Source organism: Natrinema pallidum (assembly GCF_005890195.1).
GTDB classification, from domain to species: domain Archaea; phylum Halobacteriota; class Halobacteria; order Halobacteriales; family Natrialbaceae; genus Natrinema; species Natrinema pallidum.
This window is the reverse complement of the sequence record NZ_CP040637.1, coordinates 1,199,763-1,220,156: the sequence shown is the minus strand read 5'-3', so window position 1 is coordinate 1,220,156 and position 20,394 is coordinate 1,199,763. Positions and strand designations below refer to the sequence as shown.

At 63.9% G+C, this 20,394-nt stretch carries 16 protein-coding genes and 1 tRNA gene; 12 read left to right on the top strand and 5 right to left on the bottom strand.

The window, feature by feature from the left end; translation table 11 throughout:
* Positions 1-63 precede the first annotated feature (63 nt).
* On the bottom strand, positions 64-4,464 hold the full coding sequence (locus tag FGF80_RS05880; RefSeq protein WP_138652782.1) for a DUF7282 domain-containing protein: 4,401 nt from the start codon (positions 4,462-4,464) through the stop codon (positions 64-66).
* A gap of 497 nt (positions 4,465-4,961) precedes the next feature.
* Here FGF80_RS05880 and FGF80_RS05870 point away from each other — a divergent pair, with 497 nt between their 5' ends.
* The 3 genes from FGF80_RS05870 (at position 4,962) to FGF80_RS05860 (ending at position 7,039) form a co-directional block, all read left to right on the top strand.
* A complete protein-coding gene (locus FGF80_RS05870) occupies positions 4,962-5,552 on the top strand; it encodes a biotin transporter BioY (RefSeq protein WP_006186065.1) in 591 nt (196 codons plus the stop codon).
* 7 nt (positions 5,553-5,559) lie between these two features.
* Positions 5,560-6,264 carry an energy-coupling factor ABC transporter ATP-binding protein gene (locus FGF80_RS05865; protein WP_138652780.1) on the top strand — a complete coding sequence of 235 codons (705 nt, stop codon included), beginning with the start codon at positions 5,560-5,562 and terminating at the stop codon, positions 6,262-6,264.
* 70 nt (positions 6,265-6,334) lie between these two features.
* Positions 6,335-7,039, top strand: a complete 705-nt coding sequence (locus tag FGF80_RS05860) for an energy-coupling factor transporter transmembrane component T family protein (protein ID WP_138652778.1) — start codon at positions 6,335-6,337, stop codon at positions 7,037-7,039.
* A 599-nt stretch (positions 7,040-7,638) separates the two neighbouring features.
* Here FGF80_RS05860 and FGF80_RS05850 read toward each other — a convergent pair.
* The 3 genes from FGF80_RS05850 to FGF80_RS05840 all read right to left on the bottom strand — a co-directional run bounded on the left by FGF80_RS05850 (position 7,639) and on the right by FGF80_RS05840 (position 10,021).
* Positions 7,639-8,556 carry a hypothetical protein gene (locus tag FGF80_RS05850; RefSeq protein WP_138652776.1) on the bottom strand — a complete coding sequence of 306 codons (918 nt, stop codon included), beginning with the start codon at positions 8,554-8,556 and terminating at the stop codon, positions 7,639-7,641.
* A gap of 290 nt (positions 8,557-8,846) precedes the next feature.
* A tRNA-Thr gene (locus FGF80_RS05845) sits at positions 8,847-8,920 on the bottom strand.
* A 108-nt stretch (positions 8,921-9,028) separates the two neighbouring features.
* A complete protein-coding gene (locus tag FGF80_RS05840) occupies positions 9,029-10,021 on the bottom strand; it encodes a class I SAM-dependent methyltransferase (RefSeq protein WP_006186068.1) in 993 nt (330 codons plus the stop codon).
* Between the two features lie 442 nt (positions 10,022-10,463).
* Between FGF80_RS05840 and FGF80_RS05835 the strand changes: the two genes are divergently transcribed.
* From FGF80_RS05835 to FGF80_RS05795, 9 genes are all read left to right on the top strand, one after another.
* On the top strand, positions 10,464-11,594 hold the full coding sequence (locus tag FGF80_RS05835; RefSeq protein WP_138652774.1) for a FecCD family ABC transporter permease: 1,131 nt from the start codon (positions 10,464-10,466) through the stop codon (positions 11,592-11,594).
* Positions 11,595-12,089: 495 nt separating this feature from the next.
* On the top strand, positions 12,090-13,106 hold the full coding sequence (locus FGF80_RS05830; protein ID WP_138652772.1) for an ABC transporter substrate-binding protein: 1,017 nt from the start codon (positions 12,090-12,092) through the stop codon (positions 13,104-13,106).
* Complete coding sequence (locus FGF80_RS05825; protein WP_138652770.1) at positions 13,103-14,269, top strand: ABC transporter substrate-binding protein; 1,167 nt, start codon at positions 13,103-13,105, stop codon at positions 14,267-14,269. The genes FGF80_RS05830 and FGF80_RS05825 overlap by 4 nt, the downstream gene beginning before the upstream one ends.
* A 185-nt stretch (positions 14,270-14,454) precedes the next feature.
* Positions 14,455-15,588: an ABC transporter substrate-binding protein gene (locus FGF80_RS05820; RefSeq protein WP_138652768.1), complete on the top strand. Its 1,134-nt coding sequence runs from the start codon at positions 14,455-14,457 to the stop codon at positions 15,586-15,588.
* Positions 15,585-16,493: an FAD-dependent oxidoreductase gene (locus FGF80_RS05815; protein ID WP_138652766.1), complete on the top strand. Its 909-nt coding sequence runs from the start codon at positions 15,585-15,587 to the stop codon at positions 16,491-16,493. Before FGF80_RS05820 ends, FGF80_RS05815 begins: the two co-directional genes overlap by 4 nt.
* Positions 16,494-16,566: 73 nt before the next feature.
* Positions 16,567-17,031 carry a Rieske (2Fe-2S) protein gene (locus FGF80_RS05810; protein WP_138652764.1) on the top strand — a complete coding sequence of 155 codons (465 nt, stop codon included), beginning with the start codon at positions 16,567-16,569 and terminating at the stop codon, positions 17,029-17,031.
* 78 nt (positions 17,032-17,109) lie between these two features.
* Positions 17,110-17,511, top strand: a complete 402-nt coding sequence (locus FGF80_RS05805) for a RidA family protein (RefSeq protein ID WP_138652762.1) — start codon at positions 17,110-17,112, stop codon at positions 17,509-17,511.
* Positions 17,512-17,573: 62 nt separating this feature from the next.
* Positions 17,574-18,347, top strand: coding sequence for a diphthine synthase (gene dph5, locus FGF80_RS05800; RefSeq protein WP_138652760.1), 774 nt, complete (start codon positions 17,574-17,576; stop codon positions 18,345-18,347).
* Between the two features lie 79 nt (positions 18,348-18,426).
* The gene (locus FGF80_RS05795; protein ID WP_138652758.1) at positions 18,427-19,251 is read left to right on the top strand and encodes a hypothetical protein; all 825 of its coding nucleotides are present in this window, start codon (positions 18,427-18,429) and stop codon (positions 19,249-19,251) included.
* Between the two features lie 42 nt (positions 19,252-19,293).
* Here the strand turns inward: FGF80_RS05795 and FGF80_RS05790 are convergent, their stop codons facing one another.
* A complete protein-coding gene (locus FGF80_RS05790; protein ID WP_006186078.1) occupies positions 19,294-20,379 on the bottom strand; it encodes an alpha/beta fold hydrolase in 1,086 nt (361 codons plus the stop codon).
* Between the last annotated feature and the right edge of the window lie 15 nt (positions 20,380-20,394).

Here is a 20,394-nt window from a genome sequence, read left to right as displayed (position 1 = left end):
CCGCAACCGGGAGACACGAGTGCGGACGCAAAGCGATGGCAGACGCGAGGCGTCGTGTTCCGCTTAGCTAGCTGTTTCTTCGGTTGCAGCGGTTTCCTCCGTGGCTTCCCCGCTTGCGTTGCCCGGCGTCTCGACCGGACCGGAGTCCTGGTCGCCAGTCGGTTCCGTCCCGTCGGACGGCCCCACACCCTCGGATGGTTCCTCGTCAGAAGGTCCCGCGTCATCAGATGGTCCCTCGTCAGGAGGTCCTGTATCGCCAGGTGGCGTCTCGGGGCCGCCGCCCGGTTCCGCGTCACCGTTCGTTCCCTCGGACTCCGTTGTGGCCGCCTCGATCGTCACCGACTCCTGATCGTCGTCGGTCGTGATCGTATGTGTCGACGTTCCCTCCGGCAACGCCGACGAGAACGGGATCTCGGCCGTCTGTCCGGCTGCGAGCGTCACGGTTGACTCGCCGACGGGCTGGCCGTTGACGCTGTAGACCACCGTCTGTGTTCCCTCGAGGTCACCCTGATTCTCGACCGTCGCCGTCACCGTCACGTCTTCGCCGGCAACACCGCTGTCGGGTGCGGACACGTCGCTCACGGCGAACGTGGCCGGCGTGCCGCTCTCCGCGACGGTCACCGTCGTCTCGGCGGTCTCGTTGTCGGTCGACACCGCGAGCGGGTAGTCGCCGGGCTCGAGGTCGTCCGTCTCGACGGTAAACGAGACAGTCCGGCTTTCGCCGGGCTCGAGCGAGACCGATCGCGAGTCGACCGCGGTCTCGCCGATCGCGAGCGTGACGTTCTGCGTGCCCGCCTCGCCGCCGACGTGCTGGAGGGTGGCTTCGACCGTGAGCTGGTCGCCCCGTTCGATCGGACTGGTGACCGACGCGATGGAGACACCGAACGCAGCGGGCTCGGACGGCTGGATTTCACCGGCGGGCGGTGTCGCCGCCGTCACCGGGTCGTCGTACCCGTAGTTCGCGAAGTCCATCGCCCAGACGAGCCGTTCGTCGTCGCTCTCGGGCGTCCACTCGACAGTGAACGACCCCGAACCGGCAGCCAGTTCGGACGGCGGGTCGTCGGTCGTGGTCCCTTCGACGAACTGGCTGTTCCCGGCGATCGTCGCGTCGTTCGGGTTCTCGTAGCCGAACGTCACGTCGATGGCGTTCCCGTCCTCGGCGGGCGTCGTCTCCGCGACGGACAGCGCCGGCAGTGCCGGTCGCGCGTCCTCGTCGCAGTCCCTCGCCGAGGGGTTCGGGAAATCGATCGACGCGAAGGGGACCGCCTCCGGTGAACTGATACCGGAGATGTAGGTCCCGAAGGTGCCGTAATCGGGTACTTCGACGAGTACCTCGTCACCCGCGGTCGTCACGTCGCGTTCGTCGCCGATCTCGAAGACGATCGTTCCGGTAAACGGTGCCTCGATCTCGTCACCGGCGGTAACCGCGTCCTCGATGATCGTGTTCCCGAAGCCGGCGGAATCGTAAAAGCCCGTGCTCGCGGCGACCTGATCGCCCTCTTCGAGCGATGCAGTAACGACCGCGCGCGAGCAACTCGTGAACTCGACGTCGAACTCCTCGAGTTCGCTATCGACCGTGTACTCGACGGCATCCGATACGATGGGGGTCCCGTCCGCTGCCGCGACGACCGCGACCTCGAGCGTCGTGTTCTCCTCGAGTGGCGGCTCCAGATCGAACTCGGTTGGCCCGATCGTTTCGTTGGCAGCGAACGTGTCGCTCTCGGCGAGTCGGGTCCCGGTCTCGTCGGTGACCGTGACCGCGTACTCGACCGATGCGTTGGCTGCGGTGATGGTAAGCGTCTCGCCGTCACCCGTCTGATCGGCCACCGTGAGGTTCGCCGTCGGCTCCGTCGGATCGGGTTCGGCGACCGCGTACTCGATGGAGTCGGTTGCCAGTACCGCATCGTCCGCCGCGGCGCGAATCGAGACGTCGACGGTCGCGTTCTCCTCGAGGGGCGGCTCCAGATCGAGAGTCCGCTCCGCGACCGTTTCGTTGGCCTCGAAGGGGTCACTATCGACTCGCTGGCCATCGTACTCGGCCGTAATGACGTACGGCACGGACGCGCTCGCCGCGTCGATCTCGAGGGTCTCGCCGTCGCCCTCCTGGTCGTCGACCGAAAGCGTCGCCTCGCGCTCGTCGGGTTCGTCCGCGATGGTGTACTCGATGGAGTCCGTCGCCAGCACCGCGTCGTCCGCCGCGGCGCGAACCGAGACGTCGACGGTCGCGTTCTCCTCGAGGGGCGGCTCCAGGTCGAGGGAACGGTTCGTGATCGCCTCGCCGGCCGCGAACGTGTCGCTTGCGGCGGTTTCACTGTCGTACGTCGCGGTCACGGTGTAGGGGACGGAGGCGTTCGCCGCCGCGACCGTGAGGGTTTCACCGTCGCCCGTCTGGTCGTCGACCGAAAGCGTCGCGTTCGCCTCGGCCGGGTCGTCCGTGACCGTCACGAACGCGCCGTCGAGCACCAGCGTCCCGCCCTCGGTGACATAGGGCACGTCCGTCTCGCCGTCGGACTCGGCGTACTGGAACGTCCCGTCGTCGTTCGTGTCCTGGTGGACGACCGCCACGAGCGCATCGCTCTCCGCGAGCGGCTCGTCGAGTTCGATCGTGACGTTCTCGTGCTCGCCGGCCGCGAGTTCGCTCGAGACGCCGACGATATCGTCGGGATCGGCGTCGACGGCGACGCCTTCGTAGACGGCTACGAAGCCACCCTCCGAAAGCGACACGTCCTCGATCCTGACTGTCTCGCCGTCGGTCTCCTGGTCGGGGAAGTCGATCGCGGCCGTCCCCTCGATCCGGTCGATCGTCTCGATTCGCTGTACGACTTCGACCTCGACGTGCTGGGTAATTCGCGTCACGTCATCGGTCTCCACCTGCACTGCGTACGCGGTCGCGTCGGCCGCCGTCTCCCGAGTGAGCGTCTGGAGTTGCGTGACGCTGATCCGCTGGGACTGGACGACCCGCGCCGTCTCCTCACAGGCGACTCTCGCCGCCGTCTGGATCTGCGTGACCGACGCCGCCTGCGTCTGGACGAGCGCACCGCTTGCGCCGCCGCGAGCGAGACGCTGGACCTGCGTCACATCGACGACCTGCGTCTGGCTCATTGCCCCCTCGCTGGCACCGACGGCGGCGGCCTGTACCTGCTCGACGGTCACCTCCTGGCGCTGTCTCGCACCGGTCACCGCACCCTCCGCGGCACCGCTCGCAGCCGACTGAATCTGCGTGACCGACACCGTCTGGCGCTGGACGAGCGCACCGCCCGCACCGCCGTCAGCGGCCGCCTGAATCTGTTCGACGGTCGCCTCCTGACTCTGGGAGATCGCCCCCGTCGCTGCACCGTAGGACGCCTCCTGTACCTGCGTGATTGAGACGCGCTGGCGCTGCTCGAGACGCGTGGACTGGACTCGTTTCAGCGATCCCCGACTCGCGCCGCGGGCCGCCGCCTGCGTCTGCTCGACCGACACCGACTGGCGCTGGACGAGCGCACCCTTCGCCGCCCCGGCGGCGGCCTTCTGTATCTGCTTGATCGTCACCCGCTGGCGTTGCTCGGCGTCGACGCGTTGGGCCTGTGCGATCGCCGCGCGCGTACTGCCCTCGAGCGAACCGGCAGCCCCGCCGGCCGCGGCGTGTTGTACGTGCTCGAGTGTTACCTGCTGGCGCTGCTCGACCGATATCGACTGATACTGCGTCAGCACGCCGTAAGCGGCTCCTTGTGCGGCTTCCTGTATCTTCGGCACCTCGCCGATGTCTTTCGCGCCCGCCTCGCTCGCGGCACCTGCGGCCGCACCGCGGGTCGCGACCTGCAGCTGCTCGCCGCTCACGCGCTGGCGCTGCGCGATCCCGCCGTGGGCCGCCCCCCAGGTCGCGCTCTGTAACTGGGTAGCGTTGACCGACTGGGACTGAGCGAGCCCGCCGGCGATCGCACCGCCGACCGCCTGCTGGAGCTGGGTCGCGTTCACCGACTGATTCTGAATCAGCGCGCCGTGGACTGCGCCCGTCGTCGCCGCTTGGACCTGCTCGGCCTCGGCGCGCTGATACTGGGCGACCGAGCCGAGAGCGCCCTCGAGCGCCGCCGTTCGCTGTTCCTGAGTCACCGCAACGCCCTGGGCCTGGACGATCGCGATCCCCTCGCTGACGCCCGACGCCACGATGTCCTCGCGCTCCTGCTGAATCGATGCTTGTGCGTTCGCGCCGCCATCCGCGGGAGGCGGATCGCCGTCGGTCGCGGACGGCCCCATCGTCACCGGCTCGAACTCGAGCCCGGTCGCCGATGGTGCGCTCGCCCGGTCGCTCCCGTTCTGGAGCGCCGCCTGTCGCTCGGCTCCGACCGGCGACTCGACGGCCGCGTCGGTCGCGGCGTCCGGCGCGCCCCGCTCGAGGCCGCTCCCGAGTGCTGGCAGTGCGACGATGCTGCCGATCATCGCGGTCGTGAGCAAAACGACGGCGATGGGTCGCAGTCGTCTCATCGACCGAGTCCTCCCGTCGCGTCATGCGTTCCCGTCGGTTCGACCGCGCCGTTTCGGCCGCGACTCCCGTGATCGCTGCGACTGTGTCCGCTTCGAGACCGCCCGCCCACTCCGTCGTCGATTCGTCCGGCACCCACTGTCGCGGCGTTCGTCGTCCGATCGACGGTCCTCGTACTACCGGTTCGCATTTTTCCACCACGGCGCGGAACGCGTGCATAAGGCCGCCGGTCGTTCCGGTTCGCGAGGCGAGACAATCGGATATTACCCGTTCCGATCGAGCGTGTGGTCGGCACGGACGGCCACGTGACGCCCGCTGACCGGGCCACCCAGAATCGGACAGCGACGGCAACCGTCACCGCTGCTGGGAGGAAGCCCGCTGTTTCGCTCCCGGATCGACTCCCACTCGTCGCGAAATCGGCTCGAGAAAACGTGTCAGTCCGTTTCCCGATAATCTCGGAAACCGAAGTCTTGATCCCGGTTTACGAAAGAGCGAGGGTATGGCAACGAATCAGACTTCGGTGGAACGCGTCGACGATGCCGTCGTCCGGTCGTTCGCGCGGGCGGCCGTTCTCGCGGCGCTGATGGGGGCGGCCGCCGTGGTGGGATCGATTCCGATCCCGTTCTCGCCGATCCCGGTGTCGTTGGGGGTCCTCGTCATCTATCTCATGGGACTCTACCTCGGCCCGGTCTGGGGGCCGGCCTCGGCCGGACTGTACCTGACCGCGGGGGCCGTGGGGCTCCCGGTGTTCGCCAACGGCGCGAGCGGCATCGGGGTTCTGGTCGGTGATAGCGCGGGATACCTCTGGTCGTACCCGATCGCCGCGGCGCTGATCGGTCTCATCGTCCACCGCGGAACGGCGTTGCGCGATCTGCGAAGCGTTCGACTCCCGATTCTCGTCGGCGCGCTCCTCGCCGGGACGATCGTCATCTACGCGATGGGGACGGCCTACATGGCGTGGCTCCTCGAGATGGAGGCCTGGGAGGCCATCGCGGCCGGGGCACTCCCCTTTATCCCGGGCGAACTCCTCAAGATCGCCGCGGCAGTCGCTATCGTCAGGGCCGGCAGAATCACATCGGTTCGCCCGTGACGACGCGATGATCGAATTCCAGTCGGTCACCCATGCGTTCGACGATGTCCTCGTCCTCGAGGACGTCTCGCTGTCGATCGACGACGGCGAGTTCGTCCTGTTGGCAGGGGCCAATGGCAGCGGGAAAACGACGCTGCTGCGCCACTGCAACGGCCTGTTGACACCCGATTCCGGCACGGTCCGCGTCGACGGGACACCGGTCGAAGACGACCTGATCGCCGCCCGCTCGAGCGTCGGGATGGTCTTCCAGCACCCACGGGACCAGTTCGTCTCGGCGACCGTGGGCGCGGATGTCGCCTTCGGCCCGGAGAACCTCGGCCTCGAGCGCGACGAGATCGATCGCCGCGTCGCGGCCGCGCTCGAGGCGGTCAACATGGCGGGCCGAGAGGACGACCGGATCGACGCGCTCTCCGGCGGCGAGCACTCTCGCGTGGCGATCGCGGGCGCGCTCGCGATGAACCCGAGCCACCTCGTCCTCGACGAACCCTTCACCGGGCTCGACGAACCCGCCCGCCGATCGGTGCTCGAGCGACTCGAGTCGCTGGCGGCCGACGGCACCGGCGTCCTGCTGGCGACCCACGATCTCAGGGACGTCTGCGAACTCGCCGACCGCGTGATCGCCATGCGCGACGGCCGCATCGTCGTCGACGGCCCGCCCGCGAACGCGCTCGGCGACCTCGACGGGCTCGACGTTCGCGTTCCGAGCGAATGACGGTGTGGGTCCGGCCGCCAACCGCGACAGCCGACTCGAGGCTCCCGACACAGCGAGTACGGAGGTACCAATGCTGACCTACGAACCCGACGACACGTTCGCACATCGGCTCGATCCGCGGACCAAGCTAGCGGTTCAGATCGGGTTCGCTGCGACCGCTCTGGCACATCCGACCCCGCGGGCGTTATTCGTGCTCTCGGCGCTGGCGGGACTCGTGATGGCCGGTGCCGGGGTGTCGCTGCGCCGGACCCTCGTCGCCTACCGGTTCGCGCTGTTCGTCCTCGCGCTCGCGCCCGTCCTCTCGGGGGTGACACTCGGCGCGCCCTGGTTCGATCGGGCGGCCGCAACAGCGTCGGGGTTGGCGAGCTATCGCGTCCTGCTCGTTCTGCTCGTCAGTGCGGCCTACGTCCGTTCGACCCCGGTTCGGGACTCTCGAGCAGCGATTCAGCGAACGATTCCCGGAAAGCCGGGGCAACTACTCGGCATCGGTGTCGCGCTCGTCTTCCGGTTCCTTCCCGTGCTTCGGGGTGACCTCCGGACGATCCGTGAGGCGATGGCCGCCCGACTGGGGACCGAACGCGGGGCCGTTGACCGCGCCAGCACGATCGGCATGCTCGGACTGTCGCGGGCCTTCGACCGTGCCGACCGACTTTCGCTCGCCCTGCAAGCGCGGTGTTTCGCGTGGAACCCTACCCTCCCGCCGCTCGCCTTCTCGCGGGCTGACTATCCCATGCTCGTTGTTGCGGTCGTCCTCGCGTGCTCCGCGTTCATCTGAGGACACGCGGACCGCACCCGCCTCGAACTCGGGTCCATCGGTGGTCCAGGCCGATGGACGGGACTCTGTTGTCGCTCGAGTCCATAGCCGGGACGGCAAAAGCACCATCACGTGCGCGATACACGCACTCTGCCGCCGTCTCGTATTCCGCTTCTCACGACGATCGTCACCCCACTTCCGGTATCCCTGGGGTCAATACTGCTCTCGATCAGCATCCCCGTTTGTCTCTGAGTGCCGCGATCGGCTGTAATCGCATTGGTGGACCCGTCCGAGAAATTTTGATATATCGATATGTGTTTTATGACTGCAGTGATCGACCGTCGCTCCCTCTTTTGCGACCTTCGACGAAGACCCCGAGACGTGCGAGGCGGCAGCGTGGAACGGTACGTCTCAGTGTCCGGGTCAGTTAGTCCGCACGCGCTTCGTCATGGATAGTCACTGCGGCTCGGAACGCGGGCCAGCCGAAGGACGTGACCGGGGAGCGGGTGAATATGACGGGGAGGGTACTGGATAAGCACTACGACAAGGGAACATAGGACGAGAAAACAGAAAGGAGGCGTGAGTATATCAGAGACATCTAAATCTCTGTATCGACTCTCTTATTCTTCCCACGGCGGCTCTGGAGGTTCTGGTTTGTGTGCATCATCAACTGGATAGTTCGACAGGTCGTCCATCGAATCTAAATATTTTATATTGTCTACTTTTTCGGTAACTGAATGCTCTCCCGGAGGTAGAGCGAATCGGCTTATTACTCGTCCTTGGTTATCTTCGTAATAGCCAATGCACACCGTACTCCCGTCACTGCGGTCAACTGTTGGTCCATCAATAGTTATCGTCTTTGTATCCTCACTATTCTTATCAATATCAGACATATCAACGTCGTCATGATGTGGACCAAGTATCTCGTATTCTCGTTGTATGGTACCGAATTCGACCTTCCCAATATTTTCAGAGAGATTTCGATTCAACAGCGGCACAGAGAATTGAGTGGCTTCAGCACGAATTTTTGCGGTTATTCTAACTCTGGAACTCCAGAATACTTTCACTTCTTCAGGGTCCAATTCTATGATAAAATTAAGTTTTCTTCCATACGATTTTGATGGTAATGAGAAAGTCGTGAATTTGTAACTCTTTGGTGGAGTCCCACCAAAATTGTGAGGTACTGATTCGACGGTATATCCTGTGTCGAATTCATCAGGTGCATCGAAGTGTTCCTTTGGAGTATTAACAAAAAGACCCGTGGCTACCTCTAAATCAATCTCAACGTCAAATTCGTCAGAATTAGCGACTGCTACGCCGAACATCAATTTCCCATCATATAGTTGTAACTGAGTACAAGCTATTGACTCTGAATCAACGAAATTCTCCCTTCCTAAAGTGATTCCTAAATCGACAGACGGAGTATGTCGCCATGAAATATACCGGGAGATAATACGGTCATAGTTCACAAAGAGAAAAGCCAAGAGAGAGATAGCGGAAAGAAAAAGTCCCCCTATTACAATCGGATTCACGCTCATATTTCTCTAACAATTTGGACTGACAGATAATAATCTGATGGTGAACAGAGTTCCGAAGAATGCGTGCCATAGCAGAGGCCGTCAGTAGATGGAGAAAATTTGGAAATGATAGGCTTGGATAATTTAGGAGAACAACGAGAACGCGGCGGCACAGTCCCTCAGAGCAATAATTAGCCCTGAATCGAACCGGCAAAACCGTCCGTGTAGCGGGGGCTAATTACTCACTTCGTAGCAGGATAACCTAAGTAAGCGGGTCGCTGTCTGTCTATTTGGCCTATTCCGAAGGAAAGAGCCGGTGGAGGGATTTGAACCCTCGACCTAATCCTTACGAAGGATTCGCTCTGCCAGTCTGAGCTACACCGGCGCGCTCGTTCGCGTTTATTCGTAGGGACGATATCCTGCATAAGGGTTGCGAATCGATCCGGTCGTGTGACGGAGTTACGCGTCCGGATGCCTACGGCCGAACGTTTCGTTATCGCTCGAGTCGAACGTCCAGACAGACGTTCAGCTCGTGTGGGGCGTACGATCGGACCGTGTGACGGGTTTCGACGGTGACCTCGTACGCCGGTTCCGCGGCCGCACGGATCGCGCGTTCGCCCGGTCCGAAGGGGTCGTCCTCGTGTTGAATGTCGTAATAGTGGAGCGTACAGTCCCCGCTTGCCAGGGTTACGGCCGACTCGAGGAACGCGTCGGCGCTGTGGGGGAGGTTCATCACGAGTCGGTCGGCCCAGCCGTCGTACTCGGCGGCGACGGTACGGACGTCGTCGTTGATCGCTGTCACCTGGTCCTCGACGCCGTTCCGGCGGGCGTTCTCGCGGAGGTAGTCGATCGCGTCCGCGTTGATATCGACGCCGACACACTCCGCGCCGCGTTTCGCGAACGGAATCACGAACGGACCGACGCCGGCGAACATATCGAAGGCATGCTCGTCCGCAGCGACTTGCTCGGCTACGCGGTGTCGCTCGGTCGCGAGCCGCGGCGAGAAGTACACCGCGGCGAGATCAAGCAGGAACTCACAGCCGTATTCGCGGTGGACCACTTCCGTGTTCTCGCCCGCAAGCAACTCCCAGTCCCGAACCCGAGTCTCGCCTTTGACCTTCGAGGCCTTGTTCAGTACCGTCTCGACAGGGAGATCCGACTCGAGGACCGCATCCGCGATTGCCCGCGCACGGTCGGCGTCGTCCTCGTCGATGAGGGCAGCCCGTCCGAGGCGTTCGTAGGAGGGGGCGACCTCGAGGAGATCCGCGGGCATGGTCTGCTGGTCGCGGGCCGATACCGTCCGCGAAACGACCTCGACATCGTCGGCGAGCGTCGCCCGGGCAGCGTCGGGATCGACAACTGGAACGTAGAGCCAGCCGTCGTCGACGGCGATCTCGTACTCGTCGTCGATCAGATCCGCGTCGGCGAGCGTCGAACGCGTCGCTTCTCCGGCTTCGGGAGCGACGCGAACGCACGGGACATCCATACCCGAACTGACCGGCGAGTCGCCGTAACGCTGACGTTTGCGCCGGCACTGTGGGAGCACACTCCGCTGCATAAATCGATTACCGCGATACCAAACTGGATCGCGGCCGCCGGCGATCAGTGTCCCAGTGTGGCTGTGCCCTTCCGGCCAGGATCGTCGATGTGGTCGCGATGCGGGAATCCCCGCTGCGAGGGTCCGTATTAGGTTAGCCTAAAATCGGAACGATTTTCTTGTTTAGGTTGGCCTAAAGTAATACGATGAACGAAATCGGGGACATCGACACACCGACTGGTCGACACCACCGACAATACGACACGCCGATCGTCCGCAGCGTGTCGCTCTCGAGATGTTTGGCGTCCCCCGGAGACCATGGGGCGATAAACGGAAGACGGGACCGGGTTTCGCACACGATCCCAGTCGAACCGCTCGATGAGGGTCCTCGATGAGCGGGGAACGCTCACGAATCGAGACGGATCGGACCGCGACATCGACGCGAAACGAGACACGGGTCGGTTGGCTCTTCGATCCGGCACTCCTCACGGTGGTACTCGGTAGCCTCGCTATCGTCGTCGCTGGCGGACTGATCCAGGTGAGTTTCGGTGCGTACTCGATGACGTTCCTCGAGGCGTGGCGTGCGGTATTCAACCCGAATGTCGTGTTCAATCCGCAGGCTTGGGACGCCTTCTTGCTGGGAGAGGCGATGCCAGAGATGAGTCAGGAAAGCCTCATCGTCTGGAACATTCGGCTTCCCCGGGTCTTGGTTGGGGCCCTCGTCGGAATGAACCTCGGCGTTTCCGGGGCAATTTTCCAGGCCGTAACTCGGAACGAACTCGCGAGCCCGTTCATTCTCGGTGTCTCTTCCGGTGCGGGATTGATGATCTTGCTAACGCTTGTCGTATTCGGGAGTCTGACGGCGTTTCTTCCGTTGATCGCCGCTCTGGGAGGTGCCGGTGCCTTTTTCATCGTCTACGTGATCGCTTGGAAGAACGGAACGTCCCCGGTTCGGCTGGTCCTCGCAGGGGTGATCGTCGGGACGGTCTTCGGCTCGCTTCAGACGGCGCTGTTTTTCTTCGCGGACGATATCGGCATCGTCCAGTCGGCCATCGCGTGGACCACTGGTTCGCTCACTGGGTCGGACTGGGAACAGGTCCGACTCGTGCTTCCGTGGACGGTCGTGGTCGTCTTGCTCTCCATCGCGGGGTCGCGCCAGATGAACGTCCTCCTCCTCGGCGAACGGACGGCGAAATCGCTGGGGATGTCGATCGAGAAGGTCCGGTTCGCGCTGTCCGGCGTCGCGGTCCTCGCGGCGGCGGCGAGCATCGCGGTCGCCGGCATCGTCGGATTCGTCGGTCTTATCGTCCCGCACATGGTCCGAAACCTCGTCGGGAGCGACTCGAAGAAGCTGATCGTCGGCTGTCTGTTCGTCGGGCCGGCGCTGATGGTCGGTGCCGACGTGGGCGCGCGACTCGCGCTGAGTCCGACCCAGGTCCCCGTCGGCATCGTCACCGGCCTCCTCGGTGGTCCGTACTTCCTCTATCTGATGCGAAAACAGGAAAACATGGGTAAAATCTGACGGTGAACGGATGTCGGGCGAGCAGCACCAACGGATCGCCTGGCCGAGGCTTCCCTTCGAACCCCGCCGGCCGGACGACGCTGGTACGTGCCCAAAACGTGCGAACTGTCCGGAAAGTCGACACGGTCGTTTCGCTGGCAGACGGACGGGTCATCGAGCGAAACACCACACTGCTCGCGGCGTAGGGCCGTCTGCCACACTGTAGAGCGCACAGCTGTCGAGATTATCGACCCGTTCTCGTGGAGTGGTCGATTGCGAACCACTGTTTTAGGACATCCTAAAACAGAGGGCTTATTAGTTTTTAGGTGAGCCTAAATCCTAATGGGAGACGAAACGAGACGCGGGCCACCGACGCGCAGAGATACACTAAAATACGGCATGACGATCACAGCCGGTGTCACCCTCTCTGGATGTTCGGACCTAGCCGGTCAGGGCAAGGGGGACGGGACCGCGGGACCGTCCAGCAGCGGTTCGTATTCGGTCACGATGGCTCCGATGGGAGCCGTCGAGTTCGACTCGCCGCCAGTGAGCATATTCACGCGACTGACCCATCTGGCGGGAATGGCGTTCGCCCTCGGACGTGGGGACGACGTGAACGCGATGCACGCGCCCGAGTACTACGATCAGTTGTGGGCCCAATTCACTGACCGACTACCCGGTGTGACGGTGGATTGGAGCGGGTTGTACTCGTCCTGGGACCCGGACAAGGAGACTCTCTACCAGCTCGACAGCGATGTTCATCTCGCCGACCCGGCGAGCGTGGACGCCCTCGATAGCTGGGACACCGAGGACATCGCTGAGGTACGAGACCGCATTTCACCGTGGTTCGGTAACAAATTCAGCGATAGACGTGACCAGCCGCCAGCCGACTGGGTCGATCGCTACCAGTATTACACCCTCTGGGAGATGTTCGAGAAGGTCGCAACAGTATTCCGGGAGGAGTCGCGGTACGAGGCGCTCTCGACGATCCACACGAACCTGCTGGAGACGATCGAAGAAAACCTTCCCCCGGAACGCGACCGGCCGACCGCGGTGCTGGCTGGGTTCAGCGATATCGAGAGTCCGTACGTTTACACTGTTGATACGCCCGGCTTCCTGACCGCACATGTCCGTCCGCTCGCGCCGACCGATGGCTTCGGTGACGAGGTTTCTTCCGGTGACGCAGTCGACATGGAGATGCTACTCGAGGCGGATCCGGACGTCATCTTCGTACTGGGCGGGATGCACCCAGAAACGAAGATGCCCAGGATTCGAGCAGGGTTACGGACCCACGCTGTCGGACGGCAACTCTCCGCGGTCGACGCCGGTCGAGTCTACGCCCAGGGGGCGCGGTATCAAGGGCCGATCCTGAACCTGTTCCAACTCGAGATGACGGCCAAACAGCTCTATCCCGAGCACTTCGGCGAGTGGCCGGCCTATACCGAGGGGCCGTATCCAGAGATTCCCGCGGATGAACAGTTGTTCGATCGACAAGCGGTTGCCGATATCATCACTGGAGGCAGCAACGCATGACCGACGAAAACGAGAGCACGACCGCGGCACCGACGCGCAGAGACGCACTACAATACGGCGGGGCGCTCGTGACCGGCGTTTCCCTTGCGGGCTGTTCGGACCTCGTTGGCCAGAGCGAACAGCCTGACCCATCCACGAACGGCTCACACTCGGTGACGATGGAACCGATGGGCGAGGTGACGTTCGAATCCGTCCCGACGAAATGGGTTCCGTACGGCGGGGATTACGCCGATATGGGCGTTGCGCTGGGGCAGGCGGACGGAATGACCGGGATCGGTCAGGCCGGTGAGTACGATACAGATATCTATGACGAACTCCCGGGTGTGAGCGTCGATCGCGAGCGGATCGGGACGAACGACTTGGTCGAGGCGGGGATGGACAAAGAACTGTTCTACGAGATGGACAACGATGTCCACGTCATCGACACTGGAATGCTACGCAACTGGTTCGACTGGGAGCAATCCGATATCGACGAAGTCAGCGAAGCCGTCGGCCCGTTCGTCGGGAACATGATTTTCAGACAGTCCGACAGTTGGCACGAATACCGATACTACACGCTGTACCAGGCGTTCAAAAAGATGGCGACACTGTTCCAGGAAAGAGAGCGGTTCGAGGCTCTCAAACGACTCCACGACGAGTTTATCGCCGACGTTCAGTCGCGACTTCCGCCCGCGGACGAGCGCCCGACCGTCCTTCTGACGTACGAAGGAACGGACGAACCCGAAACGTTCTCGCCCTACCGACTCGATGATACGGGAACGAGCAAAAAGCAGTGGAACGACCTCGGCGTTACGGACGCGCTCACCGGGACCGGCATCGAGAATCTCAGCACCGAGAACCGCAGCGAGCTCGATTACGAGACCCTTCTCGAGATCGATCCCGATGTCCTCCTCGTTCGCGGGCACGAACAAAAGTCGGCGTCGGCGTTCCGCGAAACGGTCCTCGAGTACATGCGAGACCACCCCATCGCTACTGAACTGACAGCCGTCAGGAACGGCCGTGTCTATCGGGGCGGGTATCTCCGTCAGGGACCGATCCACAATCTCTTCCTGACCGAACGCGGGGCGAAACAACTCTACCCGGACACGTTCGGCGACATCACCAGTGGGAACGACCTGTTCGACCGCCAAGCGGTCGCGGATATCATCACGGGGGCACAGTGAATGCGCGCTCGAGAGTGGGCGATTACAGGGGCCGTCTGCGAGCCGAAAGAGTCGTTTCGAGCCCGCACGCGTTCGGACTCGCGGGTCCTCTCGGACGGAAAGAGGGGCAACCGTTCCGCCTCCGTGGGGCCACACGGGGGTTCGAGTACCAGCGGGACGGACATCGGTAATGGAGAGAGCGATCTATGAGAGAGACCGACGACACGACTGCGGGGCCGACGCGCAGAGATGCACTGGAATACGGCGGCACCGTCCTCGGCGGCGGACTGCTTGCCGGCTGTACGGGCGATCCGGGAACAGAGTCACCCGCGGACACGGACGGCTCGTACTCGGTGACGATGGAGCCCGTCGGTACCGTCGAGTTCGACGCGGTTCCCGAAACGTGGGTCCCCTACACGGGTGATTACGCGGACATGGGCGTCGCACTCGGCCAGGGCGATGGACTGGCAGCCATCGGCGTCCACGCTCGGTTCGCATCACACGTCTACGAAGAGCTACCGGGCGTCTCCGTCGACGAGAACGACCTCATCGAACTCTATCGGGACGGCACTGGCAAGGAGATTTTCTACGAACTCGGGGCCGACGTCCACCTCATCGACCCGAACTTCATGGTAAACCGCCTCCAGTGGAGTCAAACCGACGTTGACGAGATCCGAGAGACAGTCGCGCCGTTCGTCGGTAACACGATCTTCTCTCGCGCCTACGACTGGCACGACTACACGGCGTACACGATGTACGAGGCGTTCGAAACGGTCGCAGACGTGTTCCAAGAGCAGGCACGGTACGAGTCCTTCAAGCAGTATCACGACAACGTGCTCGCGGCCGTTCGAGCACGGATTCCGGATGAAACGCCGAACATCGCGGTTCTCTACCCGGCCGAGGTGCCGCCGGAATCGTTCTACCCGTACCTGATCGGCTCCGGGACGCAGTCCAAACACTGGAACGACCTGAACGTCGGAGACAGTCTCGCTCGGAACGGCATCACGGACGCGCAGGCTGGCGGGGGCATCATCGACTACGAAACGCTGTTGGAGATCGATCCGGACGCCATCGCGATCAGGATGCAAGGCGAAATTACGCAGGCGTACTTCGACGACGAGATCGTCTCACACCTCCGGAACCACGACGTCGCGAGCGAGTTGCGGGCGGTCCAAAACGACCGCGTCATTTACGGCGGCCTGACCTACCAAGGGCCGATCATCCACCTCTTCCAGCTCGAGCGAGCGGCTCGTGACCTCTACCCCGAGGAGTTCGGGAACGAACGGCTGTTCGACCGCCAACGGGTCGCGGATATCGTCACCGGAGCGTTCGAACGATGAGGTCGTCGGAGACAGGCCACCGCGAGGAGGCGTTCGATCACGATGTCGTCGTGGTCGGCGGCGGTCCCGCGGGCTGTGCAGCCGGCGTCTTCACCGCCCGATACGGCCTGGACACGGTCGTCTTCGACCGCGGGCGGTCCTCGATTCGGCGCTGCGCCTACCTCGAGAACTATCTCGGCTTCCCGGCGGGGATCGACATCGAGACGCTGTCCGGACTGATACACGACCACGCCGAGCAAGCGGGGTGTGAGATCGTCGCCGACCTCGTCGAGTCACTCGAGCGCGCCGAGGATCAGCAGGGGTTCCGCGTTCGCACGCAGGACGGGGACCGGGTCACCGCTTGGCGGGTGATCGCGGCGACGCGCTACGACGGCGAGTACATGCGCGGGCTCGACGACGAGACGGCGATGTTCGAGACGTTCGAGTACGACGGCGAGGAACGCGAGCACTTCGACAAGAGCTACGCCGAGCGCGACGGGACCACGCCGGTCGACGGGCTCTTCGTCGCATCACCGTACGGAGAGACCGGCTACCAGGCGAGTATGGCCGCCGGACGCGGCACGCGCGTGGGCATCACCGTCGTCGAGGCCGTTCGGCGAGAGCGGGGCTACCCCGACCCGATAGCGAACCACTACGATTGGATGCGTCGAGCGGCGGAACTCGACGACGAGCGGAGCGACCGCGAGCAGTTGGGCGAGCGCTTCGACGAGCGATTGCCCGACGATCACGACCTCGAGGCGGCGCGACTCGCCGAACTCCGTGATCGGGAAGTCGACCGCAGGCTCGCGACGCATCTCTCGGCGGACGAGATCGAGCGCCGGACCGAACGCGGGCAGAAACGACTGCTCGAGCACATCGACGACGACCTGATCCGGCAGGCGGCACGGGAAATCGAGGGCGAGTGAGCGATCGGATCCGGGTCGTCGTGGTGTGTCGCCGGGACCGTTTTCTATTGGACGCCCGTACTGTTCGCTCGAGATGAACGACCGGACGCGACTCACGACCGTCGAGACGGTCTACGAGAACCGATCGTGGCTGTTTACGGTTCGGGATCAGTACGGCGAACCCGACGAAGCGATCCTCGTCCCCTGCGAGGGCAGCGACGGGCGCGGCTCCACGAGTAGTCAGTCAGGGGCTGATGACGGTGTCAAAGCGTGGATCAACCGCTGTACGCACGAGGCGCAGCGGTTCGATACGGGTCGCGGGGTCGCAATGCGCGACGGCCAGCTCATCTGTCCGAAACACGGCTCGATGTTTGACTCCTGCTCGGGCTACTGCGACAACGGCGAGGCGGCCGACACGACGCTGCCGTCGATCGAGATCACCGTCGACGACGGGATCGTCTATCTGACCGACGGCGACGTGAGCTTCGCTCACGAGGGTGGCATCGACGACGGAGACGATGACGACGATCCCGCGTCGACATCGCATATCGGGTTCTGATCGGATCGATACCAACGGCTCAAGCGGTACCGTCGGCGTCAAACAGGGCTTTTCACTCACTGCGGGCTGGTTCGACGTATGGACAAACGAACTGTCTCGAGCGGCACCGAGTGGGAACCACAGGTCGGATACTCCCGTGCCGTCCGCGCCGGCTCGCAGGTCCACGTCTCAGGGACGACGGCGACCGACAAGGACGGAGCCGTCGTCGCACCCGGCGATCCGTACGCCCAGACCGTCCGAGCGCTCGAGATCGTCGAGGATGCGCTCGAAGAGGCGGGCGCGACGCTCGAGGACGTGGTCCGCACGCGGCTCTTCGTGACGGACATCGACGACTGGGAAGCGATCGGCGAGGCCCACGGCGAGTTCTTCGCCGACGGTCGTCCCGCCTGCAGCATGGTCGAGGTCCAGCGGTTGATCGAGCCGGAGCACGCGGTCGAGATCGAGGCGGTGGCAGTCGTCGACGAGCAACGGGACGGGTAGGTCGGCACCGGTCTGACCGTCGTCTCGAAAGGGTATTCCGGGCGCTGGCAGTACGACCGCCTATGCTCACCTTCATCGGTCTCGGACTCTACGACGAGCGCTCGATCACCGTCGAGGGCCGGGAGGCACTTCAGGCGGCCGACCGCGTCTACGCCGAGTTCTACACGAGTAAACTGATCGGGACGACGATCGACGACCTCGAGTCCGTCCACGACATCGAGATCGAAGTCCGGGACCGCGCTGGCGTCGAACAACATCCGGACGACATGCTCGAGGCGGCCGAGCGCGACGACGTCGCGTTCCTCACCGCGGGCGACACGATGATCTCGACGACTCACGTCGACCTCCGCCTGCGGGCTCACGACCGCGGCATCGAGACCCGCGTGATCCACGGCGTCACCGCCCAGACGGCCACCAGCGCGCTGACTGGCCTGCAGAACTACCGCTTCGGAAAAGCGACGACGCTGCCCTTCCCCTACGCCCACGGGGCCGATGGTCTCCCCGCGAGCGTGACGGAGACGATCGACGACAACCGGGCCGACGGCCTGCACACGGTCGTCTATCTGGATATCAAGACGGAACGGGAGGAGTACATGACCGCCGACACGGGTGCAACACTGCTCGCCGAGGAGTATCCAGACCTCGTGGGCGTCGTCGTCGCCCGTGCTGGCAGCCCCGATCCGCTCGTCGAGGCCGGGACGATGTCCGAGCTGGCGGCTCGGGAGTTCGGCGAGCCGCTGCATCTACTCGTCGTGCCAGGCGAGTGTCACCTGCTCGAGGCCGACGCACTGGTCGAACTGGCGGGGGCCGACCGGGACGCCCTGGAGATCGCCTGAGACCGACTCCGTCCGGACGGCGGTGGTTCGATCGGGATCGGAGGCGGTTATTTACCATCGGAGTGAAAAACGATGGCCGATGAATAGTCGGGACGACGGGGAGCCCGATCCCAACGGATCGACGATGACGGGGGATGACCTCGACCGAGAGACCCTCGAACTGGCCCGCGAGGAACTTCGAATCACGTTCGACTATCAGGTCGAGCGCATCCAAGAGATCGACGAGAAGGCGATCGAGATCCTGAAGGCGAACCTCCTGTTGATCGGGCTGGTCGTCACGGGCGGTTCGATCGTCGTCCAGACGCAACTCGACGTCGATCCCTTCATCAACCCCTTTACGATCGCCAGCGCGCTCCTCCTGCTGGCGTCGACGGGACTCGCCGGCGTGACGTACACCGCCTCGAACCTCCGGGGCGGCATCGACGGCGATGCGGTCGACGTCGCGCTCGCGACGGCTCGAGCCGATCCCGCGGCCGACGCGGATCGGTTCGAAGTGCGACTGCTCCGCAGCTACGGGCGCTGGATCGAGTACAACGCCCGGGTGACGGCCGTCAACGACATGTTCGCGACGATCACCGTCCTCATGGTGATCGCCGCGTTCGTCTACGTCGTCGCCGGCATCGCGGTCGGCGCGGTCGGACCGTCCCCGATCGGCTCGGGGATCGCCTTCCTCGTACTCACGGCCGTCCTCCTGTGGCTCGGTGCGTTCGCGTACTACATGGACCATCTCGGCGCGAGCGACAGCCGCTGGGAGGGGACGTTCGACGGCGTCAGAATCTCGAAAGGGGTGACCCGAAAAGGCGGCCTGTCGACGCTGCGATCGATGCGCAGTGAGGGAGCGACCGACGAAGCGGAAGCGGAAACGGAACGGGACGCGACTGCGGCGCGAAACGCCCGACCGTAGCGCCGGACGGCACGTCCGAACGCGGGCGGGTCCATGTCCCCCTCAGCCGTGTAGGACGGCCTCGAGCCGATCCATGAAGTCGCCGGGGACCTCGAGCTGCGGCGTGTGCCCCGTGTTGCCGAAGACGACCTCCTCGAACTCGCCGCCGCGATCCGCGTAGGTCTCGAGGACGGCGCGGGTCTGGTCGACCATGGGCTGGGGCGGGAAGACGTCCTCGCCGGGCCAGTCCGGGAGCTCCCCCATTCGGCCGAGCGTCCCGAGATCGAACAGGGAGGCGTTCGAGACGATTTGGTCGGAATCGCCGCGGATCCACAGCACGGACGGTTTCTCGTCGGGATCGATCTCGGTGATCGCCTCGAGATCGCAGTATTTGGGCGAGATGGCATTGTTCACGCCGATCTCGCCCGGTGCGATGCCGGGCCAGTTGTCGCTTGGCTCCCACGAGCCCGGATAGTGCCCGTCACCGGTCGCCGTGTCGAGCATCCCTGTCAGATACGATTCCTCCCGGTCGTCGTCGAACTCGTGGGTCGGATCGACGTAGTAGGTTCGTAGTACTTTCCGCGGCACGGTCCGCCCCTCCTCGCTCCGGTCGCGGTTCGCCAGCCCCGCGACGAATCCGTCGTTCGCGAGTCCACCGCCGGAGCCGGCGTAATCGTCGAAACACGGTGTTCCCTCGGTCCCCTTCGTCCCGCCGAAACCGTACGGCGAGAGCGGATTGACGAGTACGAGTTCGGCGACGTCATCGGGGTGGTCGATCGCGTACCGCATGGCGGCCCCGCCGCCGTTGGACCAGCCGACGAGGACGAGGGGGCTCTCGAGGCCGAGTTCGACGACCAGCGCACGAACGTCGGCCTCGAAGTCGCCGAGCCCGTTCGTCGCGTCGATCGGTTTCGGCTCCGAATTACCGAACCCTCGTAGATCGGGCGCGATCGCACGGTGACGCCCCGGAAGCGCCGCCAGTACGTCCTCGAAGAACCGCGAGGACGAGACGTTGCCGTGGAGAAAGACGATCGTCCGGCCGCCGTCGGTGGCTCGATCGGTCCCACCCGACGCAAGGAAATGAGTGTCAAGGCGGCCGGTGTCGACGGTTCGCGAGTCGACCCCGGCGAGGGTGTCGTCTCGAGGCATGGCCGCCGGTACTAC